The organism is Roseicitreum antarcticum (genome assembly GCF_014681765.1).
Classification (GTDB): domain Bacteria; phylum Pseudomonadota; class Alphaproteobacteria; order Rhodobacterales; family Rhodobacteraceae; genus Roseicitreum; species Roseicitreum antarcticum.
This window is the reverse complement of sequence record NZ_CP061498.1, coordinates 2,208,013-2,232,249: the sequence shown is the minus strand read 5'-3', so window position 1 is coordinate 2,232,249 and position 24,237 is coordinate 2,208,013. Positions and strand designations below refer to the sequence as shown.

The 24,237-nt window shown below is 63.7% G+C and carries 20 protein-coding genes; 16 read left to right on the top strand and 4 right to left on the bottom strand.

All coding sequences use genetic code 11. The annotated features are described in order from the left end of the window. The first annotated feature begins 88 nt into the window (after positions 1–88). From H9529_RS10690 to H9529_RS10645, 10 genes are read left to right on the top strand one after another with little or no spacing between them, the layout of a single operon-like run. The gene (locus H9529_RS10690; RefSeq protein ID WP_176847131.1) at positions 89–400 is read left to right on the top strand and encodes a hypothetical protein; all 312 of its coding nucleotides are present in this window, start codon (positions 89–91) and stop codon (positions 398–400) included. Then, positions 354–1,739, top strand: coding sequence for an aldehyde dehydrogenase (locus H9529_RS10685; RefSeq protein WP_223814134.1), 1,386 nt, complete (start codon positions 354–356; stop codon positions 1,737–1,739). Before H9529_RS10690 ends, H9529_RS10685 begins: the two co-directional genes overlap by 47 nt. 50 nt (positions 1,740–1,789) lie before the next feature. Next, positions 1,790–2,989 (top strand): amino acid ABC transporter substrate-binding protein, encoded by a 1,200-nt coding sequence (locus H9529_RS10680; protein WP_092890511.1) that lies wholly within the window; start codon positions 1,790–1,792, stop codon positions 2,987–2,989. 60 nt (positions 2,990–3,049) lie between these two features. Then, positions 3,050–3,916 carry a branched-chain amino acid ABC transporter permease gene (locus H9529_RS10675; protein ID WP_092890508.1) on the top strand — a complete coding sequence of 289 codons (867 nt, stop codon included), beginning with the start codon at positions 3,050–3,052 and terminating at the stop codon, positions 3,914–3,916. Next, a complete protein-coding gene (locus H9529_RS10670; protein WP_092890505.1) occupies positions 3,913–4,848 on the top strand; it encodes a branched-chain amino acid ABC transporter permease in 936 nt (311 codons plus the stop codon). The genes H9529_RS10675 and H9529_RS10670 overlap by 4 nt, the downstream gene beginning before the upstream one ends. 1 nt (position 4,849) lies before the next feature. After that, positions 4,850–5,581: an ABC transporter ATP-binding protein gene (locus tag H9529_RS10665; RefSeq protein ID WP_092890502.1), complete on the top strand. Its 732-nt coding sequence runs from the start codon at positions 4,850–4,852 to the stop codon at positions 5,579–5,581. Next, on the top strand, positions 5,571–6,731 hold the full coding sequence (locus H9529_RS10660; protein ID WP_223814133.1) for an ABC transporter ATP-binding protein: 1,161 nt from the start codon (positions 5,571–5,573) through the stop codon (positions 6,729–6,731). The genes H9529_RS10665 and H9529_RS10660 overlap by 11 nt, the downstream gene beginning before the upstream one ends. 1 nt (position 6,732) lies before the next feature. Continuing rightward, positions 6,733–8,199 carry an aldehyde dehydrogenase family protein gene (locus H9529_RS10655; RefSeq protein WP_176847161.1) on the top strand — a complete coding sequence of 489 codons (1,467 nt, stop codon included), beginning with the start codon at positions 6,733–6,735 and terminating at the stop codon, positions 8,197–8,199. 1 nt (position 8,200) lies between these two features. After that, positions 8,201–9,007: a coniferyl-alcohol dehydrogenase gene (locus H9529_RS10650; RefSeq protein ID WP_092890499.1), complete on the top strand. Its 807-nt coding sequence runs from the start codon at positions 8,201–8,203 to the stop codon at positions 9,005–9,007. Positions 9,008–9,020: 13 nt separating this feature from the next. Further along, a complete protein-coding gene (locus H9529_RS10645) occupies positions 9,021–10,583 on the top strand; it encodes a flotillin family protein (protein WP_092890496.1) in 1,563 nt (520 codons plus the stop codon). On the opposite strand, the gene H9529_RS20760 is transcribed toward H9529_RS10645, so the two are convergent. Together H9529_RS20760 and H9529_RS10640 are read right to left on the bottom strand one after the other, a co-directional pair. Next, positions 10,580–10,867 (bottom strand): hypothetical protein, encoded by a 288-nt coding sequence (locus H9529_RS20760; RefSeq protein ID WP_092890493.1) that lies wholly within the window; start codon positions 10,865–10,867, stop codon positions 10,580–10,582. The genes H9529_RS10645 and H9529_RS20760 overlap by 4 nt on opposite strands. 118 nt (positions 10,868–10,985) lie before the next feature. Beyond that, a complete protein-coding gene (locus H9529_RS10640) occupies positions 10,986–13,130 on the bottom strand; it encodes a transglycosylase domain-containing protein (protein ID WP_092890490.1) in 2,145 nt (714 codons plus the stop codon). Positions 13,131–13,396: 266 nt separating this feature from the next. Here H9529_RS10640 and H9529_RS10635 point away from each other — a divergent pair, with 266 nt between their 5' ends. Both H9529_RS10635 and H9529_RS10630 read left to right on the top strand, forming a co-directional pair. Further along, entirely contained in the window at positions 13,397–13,735 is a 339-nt protein-coding gene (locus tag H9529_RS10635; RefSeq protein WP_092890487.1) for a P-II family nitrogen regulator, read from the top strand. A 49-nt stretch (positions 13,736–13,784) separates the two neighbouring features. Then, complete coding sequence (locus tag H9529_RS10630) at positions 13,785–15,128, top strand: ammonium transporter family protein (protein ID WP_092890484.1); 1,344 nt, start codon at positions 13,785–13,787, stop codon at positions 15,126–15,128. Positions 15,129–15,214: 86 nt separating this feature from the next. Here H9529_RS10630 and H9529_RS10625 read toward each other — a convergent pair whose 3' ends face one another. Then, on the bottom strand, positions 15,215–15,829 hold the full coding sequence (locus tag H9529_RS10625; protein WP_092890481.1) for a DUF1285 domain-containing protein: 615 nt from the start codon (positions 15,827–15,829) through the stop codon (positions 15,215–15,217). Between the two features lie 105 nt (positions 15,830–15,934). On the opposite strand from H9529_RS10625, the gene H9529_RS10620 reads away from it, so the two are divergent. From H9529_RS10620 to H9529_RS10605, 4 genes are read left to right on the top strand one after another with little or no spacing between them, the layout of a single operon-like run. Further along, positions 15,935–16,942 (top strand): AAA family ATPase, encoded by a 1,008-nt coding sequence (locus H9529_RS10620; protein ID WP_092890632.1) that lies wholly within the window; start codon positions 15,935–15,937, stop codon positions 16,940–16,942. After that, a complete protein-coding gene (locus H9529_RS10615; RefSeq protein ID WP_092890629.1) occupies positions 16,942–17,823 on the top strand; it encodes a DUF58 domain-containing protein in 882 nt (293 codons plus the stop codon). The genes H9529_RS10620 and H9529_RS10615 overlap by 1 nt, the downstream gene beginning before the upstream one ends. Then, complete coding sequence (locus H9529_RS10610) at positions 17,823–20,588, top strand: DUF4159 domain-containing protein (protein ID WP_092890478.1); 2,766 nt, start codon at positions 17,823–17,825, stop codon at positions 20,586–20,588. The genes H9529_RS10615 and H9529_RS10610 overlap by 1 nt, the downstream gene beginning before the upstream one ends. Beyond that, the gene (locus H9529_RS10605) at positions 20,585–22,657 is read left to right on the top strand and encodes a glutamine amidotransferase (protein ID WP_092890475.1); all 2,073 of its coding nucleotides are present in this window, start codon (positions 20,585–20,587) and stop codon (positions 22,655–22,657) included. The genes H9529_RS10610 and H9529_RS10605 overlap by 4 nt, the downstream gene beginning before the upstream one ends. Before the next feature lie 135 nt (positions 22,658–22,792). Here H9529_RS10605 and H9529_RS10600 read toward each other — a convergent pair whose 3' ends face one another. After that, the gene (locus tag H9529_RS10600) at positions 22,793–24,163 is read right to left on the bottom strand and encodes a glutamate--cysteine ligase (protein ID WP_092890472.1); all 1,371 of its coding nucleotides are present in this window, start codon (positions 24,161–24,163) and stop codon (positions 22,793–22,795) included. Between the last annotated feature and the right edge of the window lie 74 nt (positions 24,164–24,237).

Below are 24,237 nucleotides of genomic sequence, written 5' to 3'. Positions count from 1 at the left end.
AGTTGATGGCAGGGCCCGTGATCGTCTCTTCGCTGTCCCGTTTCAGCCGGACAGCGCTGCCTGACAACACCATGATGCACTGCCACGTTTGCCCTGGAAAATCGACCAACCCGCCCAGAAACCGATCATCCAAGCCGCTGCGAAAGACATCGGCATGTACCGAGGTTTGATGCGCTGTCAGGGGTGCAAATCCGGTGGGTATGTTTCTCATATTCCAGATATTGACACTAAAAGACCAGATATCAACATTTTTTTTGATGGTTTCTTTCGGCTAGGCTGCCAGATGAAGCTCGGTATCGGGCTGACTGCGTTGACTTATGGAGGTTCGTCAACGCGGGAAGAGGGGGAATTCATTGCAGCGGCAAGCAACCAAGTTTGGTCTGATATCGGGATCGGATGACGCGACCCTCGCGGTGGGCGCTGCGGTGAGTGCTGCGGCATCCGCATTTCCGGCATGGTCACGCATGCCTGCATCGGGCCGCGCTGCAATCTTGCAAAAGATGATGGATGCGCTGGATGCCCATCGTGAAGAATTTTATGCGCTTGCCGCGAAAGAGGTCGGCGCGTCGCATTCATGGACATCGTTCAACATCGACCTCGCGATTGGCATGCTTGCGCATGTCGCAAGCCTCGGGCCTGCGCTCGAAGATCGTGAAGTGCTGGACCCGCAGACCGGCAAACACTCGATCATACGCCGTCAGCCTGCTGGTGTGGTGCTGGGGATGGTGCCCTGGAACGCGCCGATCACGCTGGGCGTGCGCGCCATCGCCAGCGCTTTGATGTGCGGAAATACGGTTGTGATGAAGGGTTCGGAACATTGCCCCGAAACCCACCAACATCTGGTTGATGTCCTGAACGGTGCAGGTCTGCCCCAAGGTGTTCTTAGCTGTGTCGTCAGTCTGCCTGAAGATGCCCATAAGACGATGGCCCAACTGATTGCGCATCCTTGCATCCGCCGGGTCAATTTCACGGGCTCAACCCGCGTAGGCCGGGATGTGGCCATGGAAGCTGCGCGCCACCTGAAACCCGTTTTGCTTGAATTGTCAGGCAAGGCACCATTGATCGTTTTGGACGATGCCGATCTGGACGCGGCTGTAGAAGCCGCCTGTTTCGGGGCCTTCTTTAACCAAGGCCAAATTTGCATGTCGACCGATTGGATCATCGTGGTGAAATCGGTCGCCGACGCCTTTGTCGCAAAACTGCAGGCGCGGACTGCACAAATCAGGGCCGCCGATCCGGTCAAGGAAACCGCAGCGCTGGGCCGCTTGATTTCCGCAGATGCTGCCCAGCGCGTCAAAGGCTTGATCGAGGATGCCGTATCCAAAGGCGCGCGCCTGCTGACGGGCGGTCAGATCGACGGCTGCGTGATGCAGCCCGCGCTGCTGGATGGGATCGCCGCGAACATGCGGATCTACCGCGAGGAAACGTTCGGCCCGCTGGCCAGCATCATGCGGGTCCATGACGCCGAAGAGGCGGTGTCTATCGCCAACGATTCAGATTTCGGCCTGAACGCCGCCATCTTCACCCGCGATCTCGCTGGTGCACGCACCATAGCCGACCGGCTGGAATACGGCGTGGTCCAGATCAACGGACCGACCGTGCATGACGACCCGTCGATGCCATTCGGCGGGATGAAGCAAAGCGGCCACGGGCGTTTTGGCGGTGAGCAGGCCATCAGCGAATTCACCGAAATGCGATGGATCGCCACGCACCAGGACGGCCAGACACCCACACTCTGAGACACAACGGGCACCTGCCCAGACGATCAATTGCAAATGGAGGATATGCAATGAACCGGAGACCCTTTCTAAAGCTCGTCAGCGCGCTGACGATTGCAAGCGCACTTGCCGCGACAGCCACTACTGCCGAAACCATCCGCATCGGTGCCGTGGCCCCGAAAACCGGGCCGCTGGCCGGTGGTGCGACCGTCACGCAATGGCCGTCGATCTATCTGTGGGTTGATCAGGTCAACGCCGCAGGCGGCCTGACGGTCGACGGCGAACAGATGATGATCGAACTGATCGAATACGATGACCAGACCAACCCCGGCGAGACGATCAAGGCCGTGCAGCGTCTGGCGACACAGGACGACGCGCATTTCATCATCGCCCCGTATGGCACTGGCCTGAATCTGGCTGCCGCACCGCTGTTCGACCGCTACGGCTATCCCCAGATCGCGGTGTCCGCCATCACCGACCAGCAGCCAGAGCTGTCGGCGCAGTTCCCCAACATGTTCTTTACACTCGGGACAACCACAGCGCTGGCCGCTGACGTGGTCAAGGTGCTCAGCGACATGCGTGACGCAGGGCAGTTGGGCGACAACGTCGCCATGGTCAACGTTGCCGATGCCTTTGGGATCGAACTGGCCACCGCCGCCAGGCCATTGTTTGAGGAGGCCGGTTTCAACATCGTTTACGAAACCTCCTACCCGCTGGGCACGCAGGATCTGTCGCCTGTCATCAAAGGGGCGGCAGCGGCTGAACCCGATGCCTTTGTGGCGTGGTCCTACCCGCCCGACACGTTCGGCCTGACCGAGCAGGCGATGATCGAAAACCTTGACGTCAAGGCGTTCTACACCGCCGTGGCCACCCCGTTCCCGGGGTACGGTGCCCGTTTCGGTGCTGCAGCCGAGGGCGTTCTGGGCGCCGGTGGGGTGAACACCGAAAGCCCGGCGTTCATGGAATATGCTGCCGCGCATGAGGCAGTCACCGGCGAAAAGCCCGATTACTGGGCCTCTGCCACGACCTATGCGTCGCTGGAGATCCTCGCACAGGCGATCGAGGCCGTCGGTCTGGACCGTGCCGCCGTGACCCAGCACCTGCGCGAGAGCACTTACGAGACCATCCTTGGTCCGATCAGCTTTGACGAGAACAACTCCAACCCTGATTTCTGGACCGTTGGTCAGTGGCAGGGCGGCGTGTTCAAGGGTGTCGCATCTCGTGGGCGTGACGGGGCGGTGCCCGTCATCCTGAAAGACGGCTGGGAGTAATCCCCCAAACGGGGCGGCGTTCGCGCCGCCCCTCCCCTGAAGGGAAAAGGACACATCACTTTGGACATTCTGATCACAGGGATACTGCTCGGCGGCACCTACGCGCTCATCGCGATGGGCCTGAACCTGCAATACGGCGTCGCGCGGATCATGAACCTGGCCAACGGTGAGATGCTGGTGGCCGGCGGTTATTTTGCCTTCATCGCCTACACGGCCACGCAACTGAGCCCCATCCTGACGATCTTTCTGGTGGCACCGCTCGCCTTTGCGCTGAACTGGCTGATCTACCGGCTGATGCTGCAACCCCTTGTGAACCGGGCCAAGAACCGCGGACAGTTGGAAACCGACAGCATTCTTGCAACCTTTGGTCTGTCGTTCATCGGCGTGGGTCTGATGCTCAGTTTCTTTGGCGGTGATTATTTTTCCTACAGTTTCCTGGCTGTTCCCGTTGAATTGCTGGGCAGCACCTATGGCGCCAACCGCGTTCTGTCCTTCGTCATGGCGGTGCTGATCTGCGGCGCGCTCTACCTTTGGCTCAACCAGTCGCGGCCGGGCCTGTCGATCCGCGCGATCGCGACGGCCCCGGCTTCTGCCCGTCTGGTCGGCATCGATGTCAAACACCTGTCGGCACTCGCCTTCGCGCTTGGCGGTGCTGTGACGGCCGTAGGCGGTGCGCTGATTTCGACCTACCTGACGCTGGATGCCTCGACGGGCGTCGTCTTCACGCTCAAGGCGCTGATCATCGTCATCATGGGCGGTGTCGGTGATGTGCGGGGCACCATCGTGGCCGCGCTGTTGCTTGGCATCCTGGAAACCGTGGTCGCCAGCCTTCTGGATCCCGGTCTGACGCTTGCCGCCGCCTATGTCATGTTTCTGGGCATCTTGTTGTTCCGCCCACAGGGCCTGTTCGGAAAGAAACCGACATGAGCCTGACCGGACCAGATATCCGCAACCTTTGCCTGGCAGCGCTGGCATTTGCGATTTGCGCACTCTTGCCATTTGGCGACGATGGCTACTGGCTGGGTCTGGGTGTGACGATCGCCATGTTCACGGCGTTGGCCACATCATGGGCGCTGTTTTCGGGGCCGACACATTACATCAGCCTCGCGACGGCGGCGTTTTTCGGGCTGGGGACCTATGTGACGGGACTGGGCATCGACACGCTGCCGTTCTGGTCGCTGGTAGGCATCGCCGGTGTGACCGGGGCTGTCCTCGCTGCCCTTGTGGGCCTGGCAACCCTGCGGCTGTCGGGGGTCTATTTCGTGATCTTCACGTTGGGACTGGCCGAGCTGGTGCGGCAGGTCATCACCTGGGTGCAGAACAATTCCGGGCAAAAGGGCCTGTATGTGCTGACCGATCTGGACGAGGCGGGTATCTATTGGTGGCTGCTGGGTCTCGCCGCGGTCGTGTTTCTGGCCGGGTGGCTGATCGGGCGGTCGCGGCTTGGCTTTGCCCTCCGGATCATCGGTGACGATGAAACCGTCGCGGCCCATTCCGGCATCAACACCGCCCGCGCCAAGGTTTTGTTGTTCATGGTGCCGGGCGCCGTTGCCGCGATGACCGGCGCGATCCTTGCACCACGCTATGTCTATATCGAACCGTCGCTCGCATTTGCGCCGATCCTGTCGTTTCAGGTGGTGATCATGGCGCTGCTGGGCGGGGCGTCGCGGCTCTGGGGCCCGGTGTTGGGTGTCATTCCCTTCACCTTCCTGCTAGAGGCTGTGTCGTCCAATTTCCCGAACCAGACAACGCTGGTCATCGGCGTTGCCTTCCTCGTGATCGTCTATCTGCTGCCGGGGGGATTTGTCGGGTTGCTGGACCGGATCAAGCGCCGGATCACCGCGCGTGGGGCATTGTGACATGACACATTCGGTTCTGTCCCTGCGCGGTGTGACGAAACGCTTTGGCGGCCTTGTCGCAGTCAACGCCATGGATTTCGACGTAGCAGAGCGCGAGGTCGTGGGTCTGCTGGGGCCGAACGGGTCTGGCAAATCCACCACGCTGAACCTGATTTCGGGTGCCCTTCCCCTGACTTCTGGCAATGTATCGCTCTGGGGGAATCGCATTTCCGGGTTGCCCGCGCAGACGATCGCACGCAAGGGCGTCAGCCGGACATTCCAGCTGGTGCGGCTGCTGCCCTCGATGAATGTGCGCGAAAACGTCGTTGCGGGGGCCGTATTCGGCCATCGCCGCCGTTGGGGGCAGGCAGCCTTTGATCACGCGGACCAATTGCTGGACAAGGTTGGTCTGGGTGGCAAGGGCGACATGGCGCTGGGGCAGCTGACATATATCGACACCAAGCGTGTGGAACTGGCCCGTACGCTGGCCAGCGACCCCAAGGTGCTGTTGCTGGACGAATGGCTGGCGGGGCTGAACCCGACCGAGCTGCAAATCGGGATTACCCTGATCAAATCGCTGCGCGACGAAGGCCGCACGATCATTCTGGTCGAACACGTCATGGATGCAATCCGATCGTTGTGTGACCGCTGTGTCGTCATGGCGGCAGGCACCAAGATCGCAGAGGGCACGCCGACGCAGGTCCTGTCCGACAAAGAGGTGATCCGCGCGTATCTGGGGGACGATGATGCTTGAACTGTCAAACGTCACGGTGCGCTACGGCCAGCACCGCGCCTTGGAAAACGCCTCTGTCAACGTCGGCAAGGGCGAGATCGTCGTCATCCTCGGGGCCAATGGTGCGGGAAAGTCGACCCTGCTCAAGGCCGCCAGCGGGATCTGCGAGGGCGTGGTCACCGGTGATATCCGCCTTGACGGCACCACTCTGACAGGGCTGGCTGCCAACAGGATTGTCGATGCAGGTCTGGCGCTGGTTCCAGAGGGGCGCGGCGTCTTCCCTGACCTGACGGTGCGCGAAAACCTGACGCTGGGGGCGTACGCTTCGCGGGCCCGTGACAATGAAAAAATGACGCTGGACCGGGTCTACAGCCTGTTTCCGAAACTGGCCGAGCGCGGCAAGCAGATCGTCGGCACCATGTCGGGGGGCGAGCAGCAGATGGTCGCCATCGGGCGGGCGATGATGTCGAACCCGACGATCCTGACGTTGGACGAACCCTCACTTGGCCTGTCGCCCCTGCTGTCCAAGGAACTGTTCCAGAACCTCGCGCGTGTCCGCGCGCTTGGTATCGGGGTGCTGATGGTCGAACAGAACGCTAAACAATCGCTGGCCATCGCGGATCGCGGGTATCTGATCGAAAACGCGCATGTGGTGCATCAAGACAGCGCCGCGAACCTGATGAGGGACCCGGCGGTGCAGGCCGCCTATCTGGGTGTCGGCAGCGGCGATGATGGCACCGCACCGGATACAGCGCCCGAGAAAGCCATGCCTGAAACCTTCGCAGAGGCATTCGTGGTCCGGCCTCGCAGCCAGAAAACCCTGTCGGCGGATACGATCCTGGGCCGGTCGGTCGATGATATGGTCGCAGCGGCAGGCCGTCAGAGCGTCGCGGCTGCTGCGCAAAAGCGGCCCGATCCCGGTCGTGCGGCACGCGCAGAAATTCCGACGGATCGTCTGGCCGCGGCCCTCGCCGAGATCGAGCGAAGCGCCAAGGCAGCCCGCAACCGCCCGAAACCGAAACCCACCCCAACGCCGGATCGTCGCCCCGTGACGGCCCCGACGGACCGACCAGCCGAGGGTAAACCGCGCCCGGTGATCGAGGTTTACCGCGCCCCGCGCGTTGAAGTGTACCGCCGCCAGCCCGACGGCAGTGGATATGAAAGGAAATAGGATGCTCGACTCTCATACGCAGATCAAAGGCATGTTCGTCGGCGGAAACTGGGTGTCCTCTGGCACCACGTTTGACGACATCAATCCGTCCACCGGGGCGATCTGGGCGCAGGTGCCTGATGGCGGACGCGCTGAGGCGCGCGATGCTATCGCCGCCGCGCAGGCGGCCTTTCCGGCCTGGGCGGGTCTGCATTTTCAGGAACGCGCCCGCATTCTTTTGCGCGCCGCCGATGTGTGGGAGGCGCGTAAGATGGACTACGTCGCTGCCGCACAAGCCGAAGGCGGCGGCTGGTTTGGCAAGGGCATGTTCGAGGCAGGCTATGTGCCCGAGGTGTTCCGGGCGGCAGCCGCCATGTGCTACAACGCGGTGGGTGAAATGCTGCCGTCGCAACACGGCAAGGTGTCGATGGTCGAACGCGTCCCCATGGGCGTTATCAGCGTCATCAGCCCATGGAACATGCCAGGCATCCTGACCGCGCGCGGCTTTGCCTTTCCGCTGGCGGCGGGCAACACCATCGTGCTGAAACCGTCAGAGGATACGCCCTACGCCGGGGGGCTTTTCTTTGCCGAAGTGATGGAAGCGGCCGGCATCCCGAAGGGGGTGTTCAACGTCGTGACCTGTTCACGTGAGCGCGTGGCCGAAATGGGCGACGAGCTGGTCGAAAACCCGGTGGTCAAGGGGATTTCGTTTACCGGGTCCACCCCCGTGGGGCGCCAGATCGCGGCCAAGGCCGGCGCGCATCTGAAAAAGGCCTGCGTGGAACTGGGCGGCAAGGACAGCCTGATCGTGCTGGAAGACGCCGATATGGAAAGGGCCACCTCGGCCGCGAGTTTCGGCAGCTTCATGCATCAGGGCCAAATCTGCATGTCAGTGGAAAAGGTGCTGGTCCATGAAAGCATCTACGCCGATTTCCTGCGCCAGTTCGTTGCCCGCGCCGCCAAGCTGAAAACCGGCGACACGGCTGACAAGGGGAATGTGATCGGCCCGTTGATCAATGACCGTCAGGTCGAGCGGGTGAAATTCCAGATCGAGGACGCGCTGGCCAAGGGGGCCAAGGCGGTTTTGGGCGGTCGCGTCTGGGGCCGATTCGTGGAACCCACGATCCTGACCAACGTCACCCCCGACATGGCCGTCTGGCAGGACGAAACCTTTGGCCCTGTGGCAGTCGTCGTGCCGTTCCGGTCTGACGCGGAGGCTATCGCGTTGAACAACGATACCGAATATGGGCTAAGTTCAGGCATTATCACCGCAGATGAGAACCGCGCGCTTGCGATGTCGCGCAAGCTGGAAACCGGGATGTGCCATGTGAATTGCAGTTCCGTGAATGACGAACCGCATGTCCCGTTTGGCGGCAGCAAGGCCTCTGGCGTTGGCAGGCACGGGGGCAAATGGTCGATGGAGACCTTTACCGAAACGCGCTGGATCACGCTTGATCGTGGTGGGCGCCCATTCCCGCCGGTGTTTTGAGATGGGATGGGAACGCGCACCCTTGTTGAAGGGCAAAACCATCATCGTCACGGGTTCAGCCTCTGGCATCGGGCTGGAAACAGCGCGGGTCTGCACCGCGATGGGGGCGACCGTGCTGGGCATCGACCTGACCAAACGGTTCGACCACGTCGAGGAATTCTACCGCGCTGACCTGTCGGACGGGGCGACCATCGATGCGCTGATCGACGCCCTGCCCACGGGGATCGACGGCATAGCCAATATCGCAGGCCTGCCGCCGACCGCCCCTGCGGACAAGGTACTGGCCGTGAACCTTTTTGGCCTGAAACACCTGACGCTGGGGCTGCTGCCGAAACTGAACGACGGGGCCAGCATCGTGAACCTTGCGTCTCTGGCGGGGTTCGGCTGGGCCGACGCGATCCCGGCGATCCGTGCAAGCGAAGGCGTGCATGTCGATGATGCCGCCCGGTTCGCGGCGGAGCATCAGATCACCAATGCCGGGGGGCGCAGCTACTTTTTCTCCAAGGAGGCGCTGATCGCCTGGACCATGCAGAACCGCTGGACATGGCGCGACCGGGGTATCCGCATGAACACCGTCAGCCCCGGCCCAGTGGACACCCCGATCCTGGGGGATTTTCTGGAAACGCTGGGCGCGCGCGCCGAAGAGGACGCGCGCATCATGGACCGTCCGGGCACACCTGCGGACCTGGGCCCCATCATCGCATTTCTGCTGTCGGACATGACCACATGGATCCGCGGCACCAACATTCCCGCCGACGGCGGCATGTCGTCAAATATCCTGTGCGACATGCACGGGCTGTCATCATAAGGGAGGGCACATCATGTCTGCACTGGCTTGGATCATCATCATCCTCATTGTTGCGGCGATCATTGTCGCGCTGGCAGCGTCCTTCTACCAGCGGGCCACGAACGAGGTGGCGCTTGTGCGCACGGGCCTCGGCGGGCGGCGCGTGGTGATCGACGGCGGTACGCTGGCGATCCCGTATTTCCACGAAATCAACCGCGTGAACATGCAGACCCTGCGCATGGACGTCGCCCGTTCCGGTGAATCCTCGCTGATCACCAAGGACCGGCTGCGGGTCGATGTCGGCGCTGAATTCTACGCCAGCGTCACACCCAACGACGATGCGGTGACCCGTGCCGCCCAGACCCTGGGCAAGCGGGTGTTCCAGCCTGACCAGCTCAAGGGGTTGATCGACGGCATGATGATCGACGCGCTGCGGTCCGTGGCAGCCCAGATGACCATGGACGAGCTGCACGAAAACCGCGCCAGCTTCGTCAAACAGGTACGCGAGGCGTTGACCGACACGCTGGCGAACTATGGGCTGCAACTGGATTCCGTGTCGCTGACGGCGCTGGACCAAACGCCTTTTGCAGCACTGGATGAAAACAATGCCTTCAACGCCGTGGGCATGCGCAAGCTGGCCGAGGTCATCGCGAAATCCAAAAAGGAACGCGCGGAAATCGAAGGGGACAGCCAGGTCAGCGTGGCCCGTGCCGCAATGGAATCCGAGCGGCGCAAGCTGGAGATAAACCTCGATCAACGCCGCGCCGAGATTGCGCAAACCCAAGAGATCGAAACGCTGATCGCCGCTCAACTGTCCGAAATCGCGGCCCGCAAGGCAGACAGCGAACGCAGAGCGGCCCATGCGCGCATTCAGATGGAACAGGACATTGCCTCGGCCGACATCGCCAAGGAACAGGCGTTGCGGCAGGCTGAAATTGCGCAGGCGCTTGCACTGGAAGGGGCCGAACAGGATCGCGCCATTGCCTTTGCCGCCAAGTCGCAAGAGGAAAGCCGTGCGCATGCCGATGCGGACACCGCCCGGATCGGCGCGGTGAAGGCGGCAGAGGCGCTTCTGACCGCGCGGCTGATGGCAGAGGCAGAGCGGCGCAAGGCGTTGGCGCTGATCGCCGCGCAGGAACAGGCCGAAGCCATGGCGGCCCGCGCCCAGATCTTGGCTGCCAGCGAGAAGGCGACGGCTGCCGACAAGACGGCTGCAAAACGCGAGGAAGCCGAGGCGATGAAGGCGATGAAACTGGCCGAGACAGAGGCAAGCCTTGCCCAGATCAACGCAGAGAACGCGCGTTCCGAGGCCCAAGTCGCGATGGAACTGGAACTGGCCCGCCTGACCGCGTTGCCAAAGATCCTGGCCGAAATGGTCAGGCCCGCAGAAAAGATTACCGGGATTTCGATCAACCAGATGAGCGGTCTGGACCGTGCCTCCGGTGCTGCATCCACTTCGCCCATCAACCAGACGGTCGATGCGATCATGGATATGGCCGTGTCATTGCCCGCCTTGCAGAAATTGGGAGAGAGCATCGGCGTCAACCTTGATACGACCTTGGCAAAAGCGCAGCCAAGGCCAAAGGACAATCGCTAGAGCCTGAGGTCAAAAAGTTCGCTGTTGGCGCAGTTCGCGTCTTCGCGCTGGTGGTGAGAAGTGCTGAGGTTTCTCGCTTCCAGCGCATTTGACAGAGCCTGTGCCATTCCTGTCAGTGCTGCCGCTGACAAGGTGAAAATCTGATCAAGCGTCTGCTTTTTCTGCCGCCCAAGAGAGATATCGCTGTGGCGGCGCAGGTGCGCTTTCCGCCCGCATTGCAGGTGTTCGACATGCAGTGTCGGGGCGATCCGAGCGTGAACAACGGGCTGGCTCCAATCGGACACCCCCGCCTGGGTCCGTCGCTGAAAAAGCGTCCGGCAAAGCCTGCGTGGTGGTCGGCGTGGTGATGGGGTCTGGCGTGCCGGGGCCGCCGTGGGGAGGTGTTGCCCCGGCCTGTCCGCCCTAGTTCCCGCCGAAGATCCCGCCCAGCACATCGCGCACCGCGCGCTCGATGGCATTCTCGCCGCCTGATTGCGATGCGACGGGGCCGCTGAGTGCCGGCGGGTCCAGCCGGGGGCGTTGGGGTTCGATCATCGGCAGGGGCTGCGGGCTGCGGCCTTCGACGACGCGGGTCATCGCCTCGCGCCAGATCTCGGCGGGCAGGCCGCCGCCGGTCACGCCGGTCAGGGGCGAGTTGTCGTCATAGCCCATCCAGACGCCTGCCACATAATCGGCGGTGAAGCCCAGGAACCACGCATCGCGCGAGGCCTGGGTGGTGCCGGTCTTGCCCGCCACTTCCCAGCCGGGCATTCGCGCGCGGCGGCCCGTGCCGTTTTCAACCACCTGCGTCATCATCCAGATCAGTTTCTGCGCCGAATCCTCTGATATCACCCGTTCGCCGATCCCACCCGCGCGCCCCATCAGCGGCGCATCGCTGCCGATCAGCCGCAGCGACCGCAGGCCGTAGGGGCGCACCGCGCTGCCGCCGTTGAGGATGCCCGCATAGGCTGCGGTCATGTCCAGCAGGCTGGATTCGGAACTGCCCAACGCCAGTGCCGGGCCTTCGGCCAGTTCGGACCGGATGCCGAATTCATTGGCCACGCGGCGCACTTCCTCGCGGCCCATCGCCTCGGACACCTTCACGGCCGGGATGTTGCGCGACTGCGCCAGCGCCTCGGTCAGGGTGATCATGCCGATGAAATCATTGGTGTAGTTGCGCGGGGTCCATGGGCCAGAGCCGGGGATGTCGATCGTCAGCGGCGCGTCTTCGACGATGTCGAAAGGCTCAAACCCGTTTTCAAGCGCTGCGGCGAACAGGAAGGGCTTAAAGGCCGATCCGGCCTGGCGCATCGCCTGCGTCGCGCGGTTGAAGCCGCCCACGACGTTTTCGCGCCCGCCCACCATGCCGCGCACCGCACCATCGGCCGACATGATGACGATCGCGGCCTCGGCGTTGGAGCCTTCGCGCACCTGGTTCTCGAACACGGTTTGCATCGCATCCTCGGCGGCTTTCTGAATGCGCGGGTCCAGCGTGGTTTCGATCAGCACATCTTCGGTGGTTTCGCGGGTCAGGTAGGAGGGGCCCGTCGCCATGATCCAATCGGCGAAATACCCGCCTGATTCCTGTTCGGCCGCCGATGACAGCGTCGCGGGATAAGCGCGTGCCTCAGCCAGTTCGGTTTCGGTCAGATAATCCTGTTCGGCCATCAGGCCGATGACCACCGCCGCGCGGTCCTGTGCGCGTTGAAGGTTGCGCGTGGGGGCGTAGTAGGACGGTGCGACCAGCAGGCCCGCCAGCATCGCCGCCTCGGGCGGGGTGACCTGGTTGGCCGAGCGTCCGAAATAGCGTTGTGCTGCGGCCTCGAACCCACGTGAGCCTGCGCCCAGAAACGCGCGGTTCATGTAGATCGTCAGGATTTCGTTCTTGGTATACTTCCACTCCAGCGCGAAGGCATAGGGGACTTCCTTCAGCTTGCGCCACACGCTGCCGCGCCGACATTCGGCCTCGTAATCGGCCTCGGACTGCCATTCGTTGGGGTCAAACGGCACGCCAAGGCACAGAAGCTTCGCGACCTGCTGCGTGATGGTGGAACCGCCATGCCCGGAAAGCGCCCCGCGCCCTTCGGACAGGTTGACGCGCATTGCGCCGATGATCCCGCGCGGACTGACGCCCAGATGCTGGTAGAATCGCCGGTCTTCGGTCGCGACGATGGCGTTGCGCAGGTGGGGTGACACGGTTTCCGCCGTGATCGTGCCGCCGAAGGATTCGCCGCGCCAGGCGAACACCTCGCCCGCGTCATCCATCAGCGTGACGGACCCGCGGGCGCGCCCGTCCAGCATTTCGGTCACATCGGGCATGGTGGACCAGAAATAGAAGGTGGCCAGCCCCACGATTACGGCCACAACAGCGGAGATGCGCCAGGTGACGCCCCAGACCAGCCGCCAGATCCAGCGGAAGATTCCCCCGAAAAAGCGCCGGATCGGCCCGCCGCGCGGTGCGGCCTTGCGGGGCTTTGCGGGGCGCTTGCGCGGGCCTGACGGCGCTGCACCCTGTGATTGCCGCCGTTCAGCGACCAGCGGAGACCGCCGTTTGCCTGGAGTATTCATGCTGCTGCCTGCCTGCCCGGTTTCTACCTGCTTTTATGCCAACCTACATAAACTATTCGCTGCGGCTTGTGGAGGGCACCACAGGACTGATTCGAGATTCACATATTGATTAATTTCTGTGCGAATTAACAAATTAGATGCAAATTTAGGCATCATTCCGAGTCCTTCGCGACATTTTCCGCCAGATTCGTTGAGAACCGGCAGCGTTCCCGACTTGATGCAATTCACGGTCACTCGATGTCTCTGATCTTTCGAAAGGTAATAACGTGAAATTCATCATAGCAACGATCAAACCGTTCAAGCTGGAGGAAGTCCGCGAGGCGCTGACATCCATCGGCGTGCGCGGGATGATGGTCACAGAGATCAAGGGCTTCGGCTCTCAGTCCGGGCATACGGAGATTTATCGCGGCGCGGAATATGCCGTGAACTTCGTGCCCAAGGTCAAGCTGGAAATCGCGGTTTCGGATGCGATGGCCGACCAAGTGGTCGAGACGCTTCAGACGACGGCGCGTACCGACAAGATCGGCGACGGTAAGATCTTCGTTCTGGATCTGGCGCAGGCGGTGCGCGTCCGGACCGGCGAGACCAACGACGACGCGCTTTGAAGCATCGCCGGATCATCAGCCCCCAGATTATCAGACAAGGACAAACAAGATGAAACTGTTGAAACTACTTCCACTTGCAGCGTTGGCGGTGATGCCGACGCTCGGGTTCGCCCAGGAGGTCACGGAGGCCGCAGAAGCCGTGGACGCGACAGCGACGCTGAACATGGAGATGGTGTTCATCTTCAACTCGCTGCTGTTCCTCATCGGCGGCGTGCTGGTGTTCTTCATGGCTGCAGGCTTCTGTATGCTGGAGGCCGGTCTGGTCCGCACCAAGAACACCACGATGCAGCTGACCAAGAACGTCGCGCTGTTCTCGTTGGCGTCGATCTTCTATTATCTGGTTGGTTTCAACCTGATGTACCCGGGCGACGCCTGGATGTTCCAGGGCTGGATGGGCGGTTTCTCCCCCACCGTGCTGGAGCCTGTCGGTGTTGGCATGGCTGATCTTGTCGATGTGTCTTATGCGTCGGTCGGTTCCGACTTCATCTTCCAGTTGATGTTCTGTGCGGCAACCGCGTCCATTGTTTCGGGTGCGCTGGCCGAGCGTATCAAGCTGTGGCCCTTCCTGTTCTTCGTAATCGTTCTGACCGGCATCATCTACCCGATCCAGGCTTCCTGGTCCTGGGGTGGCGGCTGGCTGTCGGAAGCGGGCTTCTCGGACTTTGCGGGTTCGTCCATCGTGCATGGTGCCGGTGGCTGGGCTGCCCTTGCCGGTGCGCTGATCCTTGGTCCGCGTCTGGGCAAATACAAAGATGGCCGTGTCATCCCGATGCCTGGGTCCAACCTGCCGCTGGCGACGCTGGGCATGTTCATCCTGTGGTTCGGCTGGTTTGGCTTCAACGGTGGCTCGCAGCTGGCGATGGGCACTGTCGGCGACGTGGCTGATGTCAGCCGGATCTTTGCAAACACCAACGCGGCCGCTGCCGGTGGTTCGATTGCCGCGCTGATCCTGTCGCAGCTGCTGTTCAAGAAGGCCGACCTGACCATGGTGCTGAACGGCGCGCTGGCCGGTCTGGTGTCGATCACCGCTGAACCTCTGGCCCCGGGCATTGGCCTGGCGACGCTGATCGGTGCGATCGGTGGCGTGATTGTGGTGCTGACCGTGCCGATGCTGGACAAGTTGAAGATCGATGATGTTGTTGGCGCCATTCCGGTCCACCTGTTCGCAGGGATCTGGGGCACGCTGGCGGTGGTTCTGAGCAACGGCGACGCGACGCTGGGCGGTCAGATCACCGGGATCGTCGGGATCGGTGTGTTCATGTTCGTCGCTTCGGCTATCGTGTGGTTCATTCTGAAAGCTGTCGTGGGTATCCGTGTCGATGCGGAATCCGAAATCGCCGGGCTGGACACCACCGAACTGGGCATGGAAGCCTATCCTGAATTCGGGAAGTGATATCGGTTGACTGAAAATGCGAAAGCCCGGGCAATGCCCGGGCTTTTTGCGTTTGAATGCAGGCGGCCATTAAATGCGGGTTGCGGTCAGTCCAGTGCGTCCGACGGTGCCAATGCGAAGAACTGTTCACCGGACCATATTCCGAACCAGCTGATGCCGTTCACTTCATGATCGGTGCCCAGATCGACCAGCCGGTAAAAGCTTTTGCGGTCGATCAGCGCCTCCAGCCCGTCGCGCACCATGATATAGGGCGACGGCGCATCCGTCCCGGGGTCGATCGCTACCCGCAGCGGGTGGTCGGCGCCAAGGTGCACCCGGTCGCCGACATTGGTCACGAAGGTCAGGCTGGGCGTATCGTCGGTGCCTGCCTGTTCGAAGTCTATGGCGACGAAGGGCGCATCTTCGACCTGAATTCCCAGTTTCTCGACCGGGGTGACAAGGAAATATGCCTCTCCCTCGCGCCGCAGGATGGTCGAGAACAGGCGCACCATGGCCGGGCGCGTGATCGGGCTGCCTTCATGATACCAGGTCCCGTCGCGCGCGATGCGGATGTCGATGTCGCCGCAGAATGGCGGGTTCCACAGGTGCACCGGCGGCAATTTGCCGTTTTCGGCGGCCCCGTTCGTTGCCGCGCTGACCGATGCTGCTATGCTTTGTGCCGAAGGTGTCACGATGTTTTGTCCGTTGGTGTGTTTTGCCATCTGTCCGCTGCGGGATATGTGTGATGCAAGACGGAATGAGATATGAACATATGGCATATAACTGTCCCTGCAAGAACCGACCCCCAGATGATGGAGCCTGCCGCGATGACTGATGACACCGACCTGATTGCGCAGATCGAAGCCCTTGGCGGCAAGCTGGCGCAGGCGCGCGACAGTATCAACACGCGGTTTATCGGACAAAAGCGGGTGGTGGACCTGACACTGACCGCCATGTTGTGCGGGGGGCACGGCCTGTTGATCGGGCTGCCGGGGCTGGGCAAGACCCGGCTGGTGGACACGCTGTCCACGGTCATGGGGCTGCATGGCAACCGCATCCAGTTCACGCCCGACCTGATGCCTGCCGATATTCTGGGGTCCGAGGTGCTGGAAACCGCCGCCGACGGCACCCGTGCCTTCCGCTTTGTCGAGGGGCCGGTGTTTTGCCAGTTGCTGATGGCCGATGAGATCAACCGTGCCAGCCCGCGCACGCAGGCCGCCCTATTGCAGGCCATGCAAGAGCGTGAGGTCACGATTGCCGGCGCGCATCGCAAGCTGGCCGCGCCCTTCCATGTGCTGGCAACGCAGAATCCCATCGAGCAAGAGGGCACCTATCCCCTGCCCGAGGCACAGCTGGACCGTTTTCTGGTGCAGATCGACGTGGAATATCCCGACCGCGCGACCGAACGCGACATCTTGATCGCCACGACCGGGGTGGAGGACGGCAAAGCGTTTGCCGTGTTCACTGCGGCAGAGTTGATTGCCGCCCAGACCGTGCTGCGCCGGATGCCAGTGGGAGATGGGGTGGTGGACACGATCCTGGATCTGGTGCGCGCCTGCCGCCCGATGGAAGCCGACGCGCATGATGCTGTAAAAGGCAGTGTAAGCTGGGGGCCGGGGCCGCGTGCGGCACAGGCGCTGATGCTGACGGTGCGGGCGCGGGCGCTGCTGGATGGCCGTCTGGTGCCGACGGTCGATGATGTCCGCGCCATGGCACGGCCCGTGCTGACGCACCGCATGGCGCTGAGCTTTGCGGCGCGGGCGCGCGGCGAAGTTCTGGGGTCGGTCATTGACACGGTTGCGGCCTCGGTTACCGGGCTGGAGGCTGCGGCTTGATCGCTACCCCCGTTCATCTACGCGAAGGGGCCGAAGGGCTGGCCGCGACATTGCCTGCGCTGCTGGCCGATGCGCAGCAACTGGCGGCGTCGGTCCTGCCGGGCGCGCATGGCCGCAGGCGTGCGGGGCACGGCGATGAGTTCTGGCAATATCGCCCCGCCACAGCATCCGACAGCGCGTCGCGGATTGACTGGCGGCGTTCTGCCCGGTCGGATGTGCATTTCGTGCGCGAAACCGAATGGCAGGCGGCGCAGTCGGTGATGTTGTGGGTGGATCAGGCGCAGTCCATGCGGTTTTCCGGCGCGGAAAAGCGTGCGAGCAAACTGGAGCGCGCGCGATTGCTGGCGCTGGCCTCGGCCGTGCTGCTGGTGCGCGGGGGCGAGCGCGTGGGCCTGTTGAACGACGCCGCCGATCTGCCGCCGCGCGCGGGGCAGGGGCAGTTGCTGCGGCTGGGCGCGGGGCTGTTTCCCACCGATGCCGCGCAGGAATACGGCGCGCCCGCGCTGACCACGTTGCCCGCCCACGGCCGCGCGCTGTTTGTGTCGGACTATCTGGGCGATCTGGACGGGATCACCGATGCGCTGACCCGCGCGACCGACCGGGGCGTGCATGGGGCCATCGTGCAGATCCTCGACCCGGTGGAAGAGGATTTTCCGTTTGACGGGCGGTCGATCTTCACCTCGATGGGCGGTGGCCTGCGGCATGAGACGCTGAAGGCCGGTGATCTGCGCGCCCGCTATCTGGCCCGCCTGGCCGAGCGGAAGGACAGGCTGGCGGCGCTGGCGCGGCTGACGGGCTGGCAATTCACCACGCACCATACCGACACGTCCGCCACGGTGGCGCTGATGTGGATCTACCACGCCCTTTCAGGGGCGCGCTGATGCTGACGCTGGGCCCCCTTGGCTTTGCCGCCCCTGGCCTGTTGCTGGCGCTGGTAGCGCTGCCGCTGCTGTGGTGGCTGTTGCGTGCGGTGCCGCCCGCCCCGGTGGTGCGGCGGTTTCCCGGTGTTTCCCTGCTGCTGGGTCTGCGCGATACGACGCAAGAGGCCGACAAGACGCCCTGGTGGCTGTTGCTTTTGCGCGCATTGGCGGTAGCGGCGCTGATCGTCGCCTTTGCCGGCCCCGTGCTGAACCCGCAGGTGGACCGGACCGGTAGCGGGCCGTTGCTGGTGGTCACCGATGCCACATGGGCGAGCGCCCGTGACTGGCCGCGCCGTCAGGACCGTATGGCCGAGGTGTTGGATGAGGCCGGGCGCGCAGGGCGCACTGTCGCCGTCGTGGCCTTGACCGCGCCGCCGCAGGGTGGTGTCGTGTTCCGCGCTGCCGATGCCGCTGTCGAAAACCTGCCATCCGTCACCCCGCAACCGTGGGAGCCGGTGCCAGATACCGCGTGGCTCGACACTCTGCCCGAGGCGGTGGAAACCTATTGGCTGTCGGACGGCCTGGCCCGCCCGTCCCGCGACACTTTGCTGGCAGCGTTGGAACAGCGTGGCCCCGTCGCGGTGTTCGAGACGACGCGCCCGGTCGTGGCCCTGCCGCCCGTGACCTATGCCGATGGCCTGCTGACCGTCACCGCCCGGCGGCTGTCCGATGCCGTGGCGACTGATATGGTCGTCAGTGCCATGGGGCGTGACCCCGCAGGGGTGGAGCGTGAACTGGCACGTGTGACTCTGGAATTTAGCGCGGGCGATACCGCTGCCAGCGCCGAGCTGTCCTTGCAGCCCGAATTGCGCAACCGCATCACCCGGTTTCAGATCGCGGGCGAACGCGGCGCAGGGGCAGTCAGCCTGACCGATGACGCGCTGCAACGCCGCAAGGTGGCGATGCTGTCGGGCCGCGACGGGCGTGAGGGGTTGGAGCTGCTTTCCCCGCTGTATTTCCTGCGGCAGGCGCTGGACCCTGTGGCCGACCTGATCGAAAGCCCGTCGCTGGATGACCTGCTGCTGTCGGCCCCTGATGTGATCGTTCTGGCCGACCATGCGCTGATTTCCGAAGTTGAGACCGCGCAGGTTCAGGCCTGGATCGACGGCGGCGGCATGCTGCTGCGTTTTGCCGGGCCACGGTTGGCGGCAAGCGACCTCAGCCGCGACAGCGAGGACCCGCTGATGCCCGTGCGCCTGCGCATCGGGGGCCGCACCGTGGGCGGCGCCATGAGTTGGGGGGAGCCGCGCACCCTGCGCCCCTTTGCCGAGGATGGGCCGTTCGCCGGGCTGACGATCCCCGACGATGTTACCGTCGCCAGCCAGGTGATGGCGCAGCCTGATCCGGGGCTGGCGGACCGCACGATAGCGTCGCTTGCCGACGGGACGCCGCTGGTCACGCGCAAGTATCTGGGCGACGGGCAGGTGGTGCTGTTCCATGTGACGGCGAATGCCGAATGGTCGACCCTGCCGCTGTCGGGGCTGTTTGTGGACATGCTGGAACGGTTGGCGGTTTCCACCCGCCCCGCAGCGCCCGGGGCCGAGGATCTGGTGGGCACAAGCTGGGTGCCCGAACGGGTGCTGGACGGGTTTGGCGTGGTGCAGGACGCGGGTAACATGGTCGCGGTGCAAGGCGAGGCGCTGTCCGGTGGCGTCAGCGCCGATGTGCCGCCGGGCGTCTATGCGGGGCCTGCCGGGCGTTTCGCGTTGAATGTCACAACGCCAGAGACACGATTGCAATCAACGGCATGGCCCGCCGACATCCCGCTGGAACGCGGCAGTGTGACGCGCGAAACCGATCTGAAGGGGGTTGTGCTGATGCTGGCGCTGGGGGCGCTTTTCATCGACATTCTGGCAACGCTGGGTCTGTCTGGTGGGGGCGCGTCCAGGCGGTTTGGCCGGGCCTCGGCGGTGGCGGTCGCGCTGATGCTGGCGCTGTCGATGCCGCAGGGTGCACAGGCGGAAATCGACGATCGGCTGGCGCTGCAAGCCACCGATGCCGTGGCGCTGGCGCATATCGTCACCGGCGATCCGCGTGTCGATGACGTGGCGCAGGCCGGGTTGGCCGGGCTGTCGCAGACGCTGTTTCGCCGCACCTCGGTCGAGCCTGTTGACCCGATTGGCGTGGATCTGGAGCGTGATGAGCTGACATTCTTCCCGTTCCTCTACTGGCCCGTCACGGAAAGCACCCCGATCCCATCGGATGCTGCTTATGCGAAGCTGAACCGCTATTTGCGCGGTGGCGGCATGATCATGTTCGACACGCGCGACGCTGAACTGGCGCGGCTGTCGCGCACCACGCCCGCTGCGCGGCGGTTGCAGGCGCTGGCCCGCCCGCTGGATATTCCGCCGCTGGAACCCATCCCCGAGGATCATGTGCTGACCCGCACGTTCTACCTGTTGCAGGATTTTCCGGGCCGTTTCACCGGCGCCGATGTCTGGGTCGAAGCCGCGCCCGCTGATGCGACGCAGGTTGATGGCACGCCGTTTCGCAACCTCAACGACGGGGTGACGCCGGTCATCATCGGCGCGCATGACTGGGCGGCCGCATGGGCGGTCGATGAGCGTGGCGCGCCGCTGCTGCCCGTGGGGCGCGGCCTTGCCGGGGAGCGGCAGCGCGAAATCGCCCTGCGCTTTGGCGTCAACCTGATCATGCATGTGCTGACCGGCAACTACAAATCTGACCAGGTGCATGTGCCCGCGCTGTTGGAAAGGCTGGGACAATGATGGGGCAGATCGTCTTTGCGCCGCTGGTATGGCCCGAGGTGTTGGTGCTGGCGCTGGTGCTGGCCGTGGCCCTGACCGGGGTGTCGCTGTGGCGCGGTATGGCGGGCTGGTGGCTGCGCGGGTTGACGGCGCTGGCGCTGGTGGCAGCGCTGGCCAACCCCTCGGTTCAGTCCGAGGACCGCGACCCCTTGAGCAGCATCGCGCTGGTCGTCGTGGATGAAACCGCGTCGAACCGTATCAGCACCCGCCCCGATCAGACCGACCGCGCGCTGGACCACCTGACCAGCCGCCTGTCGGCGCTGGAGGGGATCGACCAGCGGGTAATCCGGGTACAGGACGACCCCGACAATACCGGGTCGCTGGTCAATGGCGCGATTGCGCAGGCGTTGACCGACATCCCGCGCGACCGGCTGGCCGGTGTCTTCGTGGTGGGCGACGGACAGGTGCATGATGCCGACAGCCCGCCGGACCTGCCCACGCCGCTGCATCTGCTCCAGACTGGTGAGGCCGATGACTGGGATCGCCGCCTGATCGTGCAGAACGCGCCGGGGTTCGCCATTCTGGGCGAGCCTGTCACGATCACCCTTCGGGTTGAGGATCAGGGCGCGGTGCCGCCCTCGGTCGCGGGCAGCGCCGAGCTTGCACTGTCGCTCAACGGGGACACTCCGCGTGTGGTCACGGCGCCCATCGGGCAGGATCTGCAACTTCAGGTGACGCTGGAACAGGGCGGCATGAACGTCTTGCAATTCGAGCTGGCCGATACACCGGGTGAGCTGACGACGCGCAACAATGCCGCGGTGATTCAGATCAACGGGGTGCGCGACCGGCTGTCGGTGCTGCTGGTATCAGGGGAACCCAACGCCGGGCAACGCACATGGCGCAATCTGCTGAAATCCGATGCCTCGGTCGATCTGGTGCATTTTACCATTCTGCGCCCGCCCGACCGGCAGGACGGGGTGCCGGTGAACGAGCTGTCGCTGATCGCCTTTCCCACGCGGGAATTGTTTGTCGACAAGATCGAGGAATTCGATCTCATCATCTTCGACCGTTATCGCCGCCGGGGTATCTTGCCGAATGCCTATTTCGACAACATCCGCCAGTATGTGGAAAACGGTGGTGCGCTGCTGGTCGTGGGCGGACCGGAATTTGCCGGGGTCGACAGTATCTGGCGCTCTGCCCTGGGCGAGGTGTTCCCCGCCTATCCCACCGCGCGCGTCCTGAATGAGGGGTTCACCCCACGCATCAGCGATCTGGGCCAGCGCCACCCCGTCACTGAAGGGTTGGAACAATTCGCCCCTGCGGGCGCGGAAGGCGAAGGCCCCGGCTGGGGCCGCTGGCTGCGCCAGATCGAAGTGATCCCTGAGCAGGGGCAGGTGGTGATGCAAGGCGTCGGCGACCGCCCGCTCCTGGTGCTGGACCGGGTGGCCGAGGGGCGCGTGGCGCTTCTGGCGTCCGATCAGGCATGGCTGTGGGACCGGGGTTTCGAGGGCGGCGGGCCGCAGCTGGAATTGCTGCGCCGTCTGGCCCATTGGATGATGGCCGAGCCCGAACTGGAAGAAGAATCGCTGACCGCGACCGCCGAAGGCAACCGCATCACCATCGCGCGCCGCACCCTGTCCGACACTGCCCCCGACGTGACGCTGACCGCGCCGGATGGCGGTACGGTGACGCTGGGCCTGACTGAAACCACGGCCGGTCTGTTCAGCGCGGAATATGAGGCGGCTGATCTGGGCCTTTACCGGCTGAGCGATGGCACGTTTGATGCGGTGGTGGCGCTGGGCCCCTCTGCCCCGCGTGAGTTCGAGGATACCATCGCCACCCCGGACCGGCTGGGGCCACTGATCGCCGAAACACGGGGCGGTGTCGCGCGGATCGAGGATGGTCTGCCCGACCTGCGGCTGGTCGGCGAGGGGCGAGAGGCATCGGGGCGCGGTTGGCTGGGCGTCACGCAGCGCGATGCCTATATCACGACCGATGTGCGGATTGCGGCGCTGCTGCCGGTGTGGCTGTGGCTGCTGTTGGCGGCCGGGCTGGCGCTGGGTGCCTGGCTGCGCGAGGGGCGGCGGTAGGTCGGATTGATCTGGCGGCATCTGGCATCTGACAGGTATCTGCGCGTTGGCAGTGACACGGCTGCGGCACGCGTCTTGATGTAGCGTCACCTGGTTCGACCGCCCCCGGCTTATGGCGCAAGGGGCGGCAGCGCTTCAGTAGCTGTAGTCAGCGTAGATCCGCGTCAGATCGCCGTTCCAGTCGCCGTTATAGCGCGCCAGCAGCTCATCCGCAGGGGTCTGGCCGGATTCCAGCGTCTCTTGCAGAGCATTCAGGAAATGCGTCTCATCGGGCAACATGCCACCCGCCCCCGGCATGGCGCGGGATTTCAACCCGGCTTCGGCGATCGCGACAACCTCGCGCGCCAGATCGTGCATGCGGATGCCATGGGTTTCGGCCTGAAGCCCGTCGACGGATGCGGCGACGCGCAGTGCCTCGCGCGCCTCAGAATCCCAGCCCTTCACCAGATCAGATGCGGCATCGAGCGCGCCCTGATCATAGGTCAGCCCGACCCAGAAGGCGGGCAGCGCGCAGAGGCGCCGCCAGGGGCCGCCATCGGCACCGCGCATCTCGATGAACTTTTTCAGCCGCGCCTCGGGAAAGATCGTGGTCAGGTGATCGGCGAAATCCGACAGGGTGGGGATTTCACCGGGCAGCGCGGGCAGCGCGCCGCGCATGAAGTCGCGGAAGGATTGCCCCAGCGCGTCAATGTATTTGCCGTCGCGGTAGACAAAATACATCGGCACATCCAGCGCGTAATCCACCCATTGTTCGAACCCGAAGCCTTCATCGAAGACGAACGGCAACATGCCGGTGCGCGCCCCGTCCAGATCGCGCCAGATGCGCGCGCGCCAGGATTTGTGCCCGTTGGGCTTGCCGTCAAAGAAAGGTGAATTCGCAAAAAGAGCCGTGGCGACGGGTTGCAGCGCCAGTGCGACCCGCAGCTTCTGCACCATGTCGGCCTCGGACCCGAAGTCAAGGTTTACCTGAACGGTGCAGGTCCGATACATCATCTGGGTGCCATGGGTGCCGACGCGGCCCATGTAATCGGTCATCAGCCGGTAGCGGCCCTTTGGCATGACCGGCATCTGCTCATGGCTCCAGATCGGGGCGGCACCCAGCCCGATGAAGCCCACGCCGATGGTCTCGGCCACGGCCTGCACTTCGCGCAGGTGCTGGTTCACCTCGTCGCAGGTCTGGTGGATGGTTTCCAGCGGTGCGCCCGACAATTCAAGCTGCCCGCCGGGTTCCAGACTGACATTCGCACCGTCTTTTTCCAACCCGATGATATGACCGCCTTCCTGAACTGCGGCCCAGCCGAAGCGGTCGCGCAGCCCTTCCAGCATGGCGCGGATCGACCGGGGGCCGTCATAGGGCAGGGGGTTCAGCGTGTCTTTGCAATAGCCGAATTTCTCATGCTCGGTGCCGATGCGCCAGTCGGCCTTCGGTTTGCAGCCCGATGCGAGGTATTCGACCAGTTGCGATTTCGACTCGATCGGCCCGCCGCCGGTTTGAGGTATGGACATGGGGCTGCTCCGATCTTCCGTGTTATGCGTGATGCGTGACTTGGTTCCAACGCGTCGTCAAGTCAAGCCCGTGG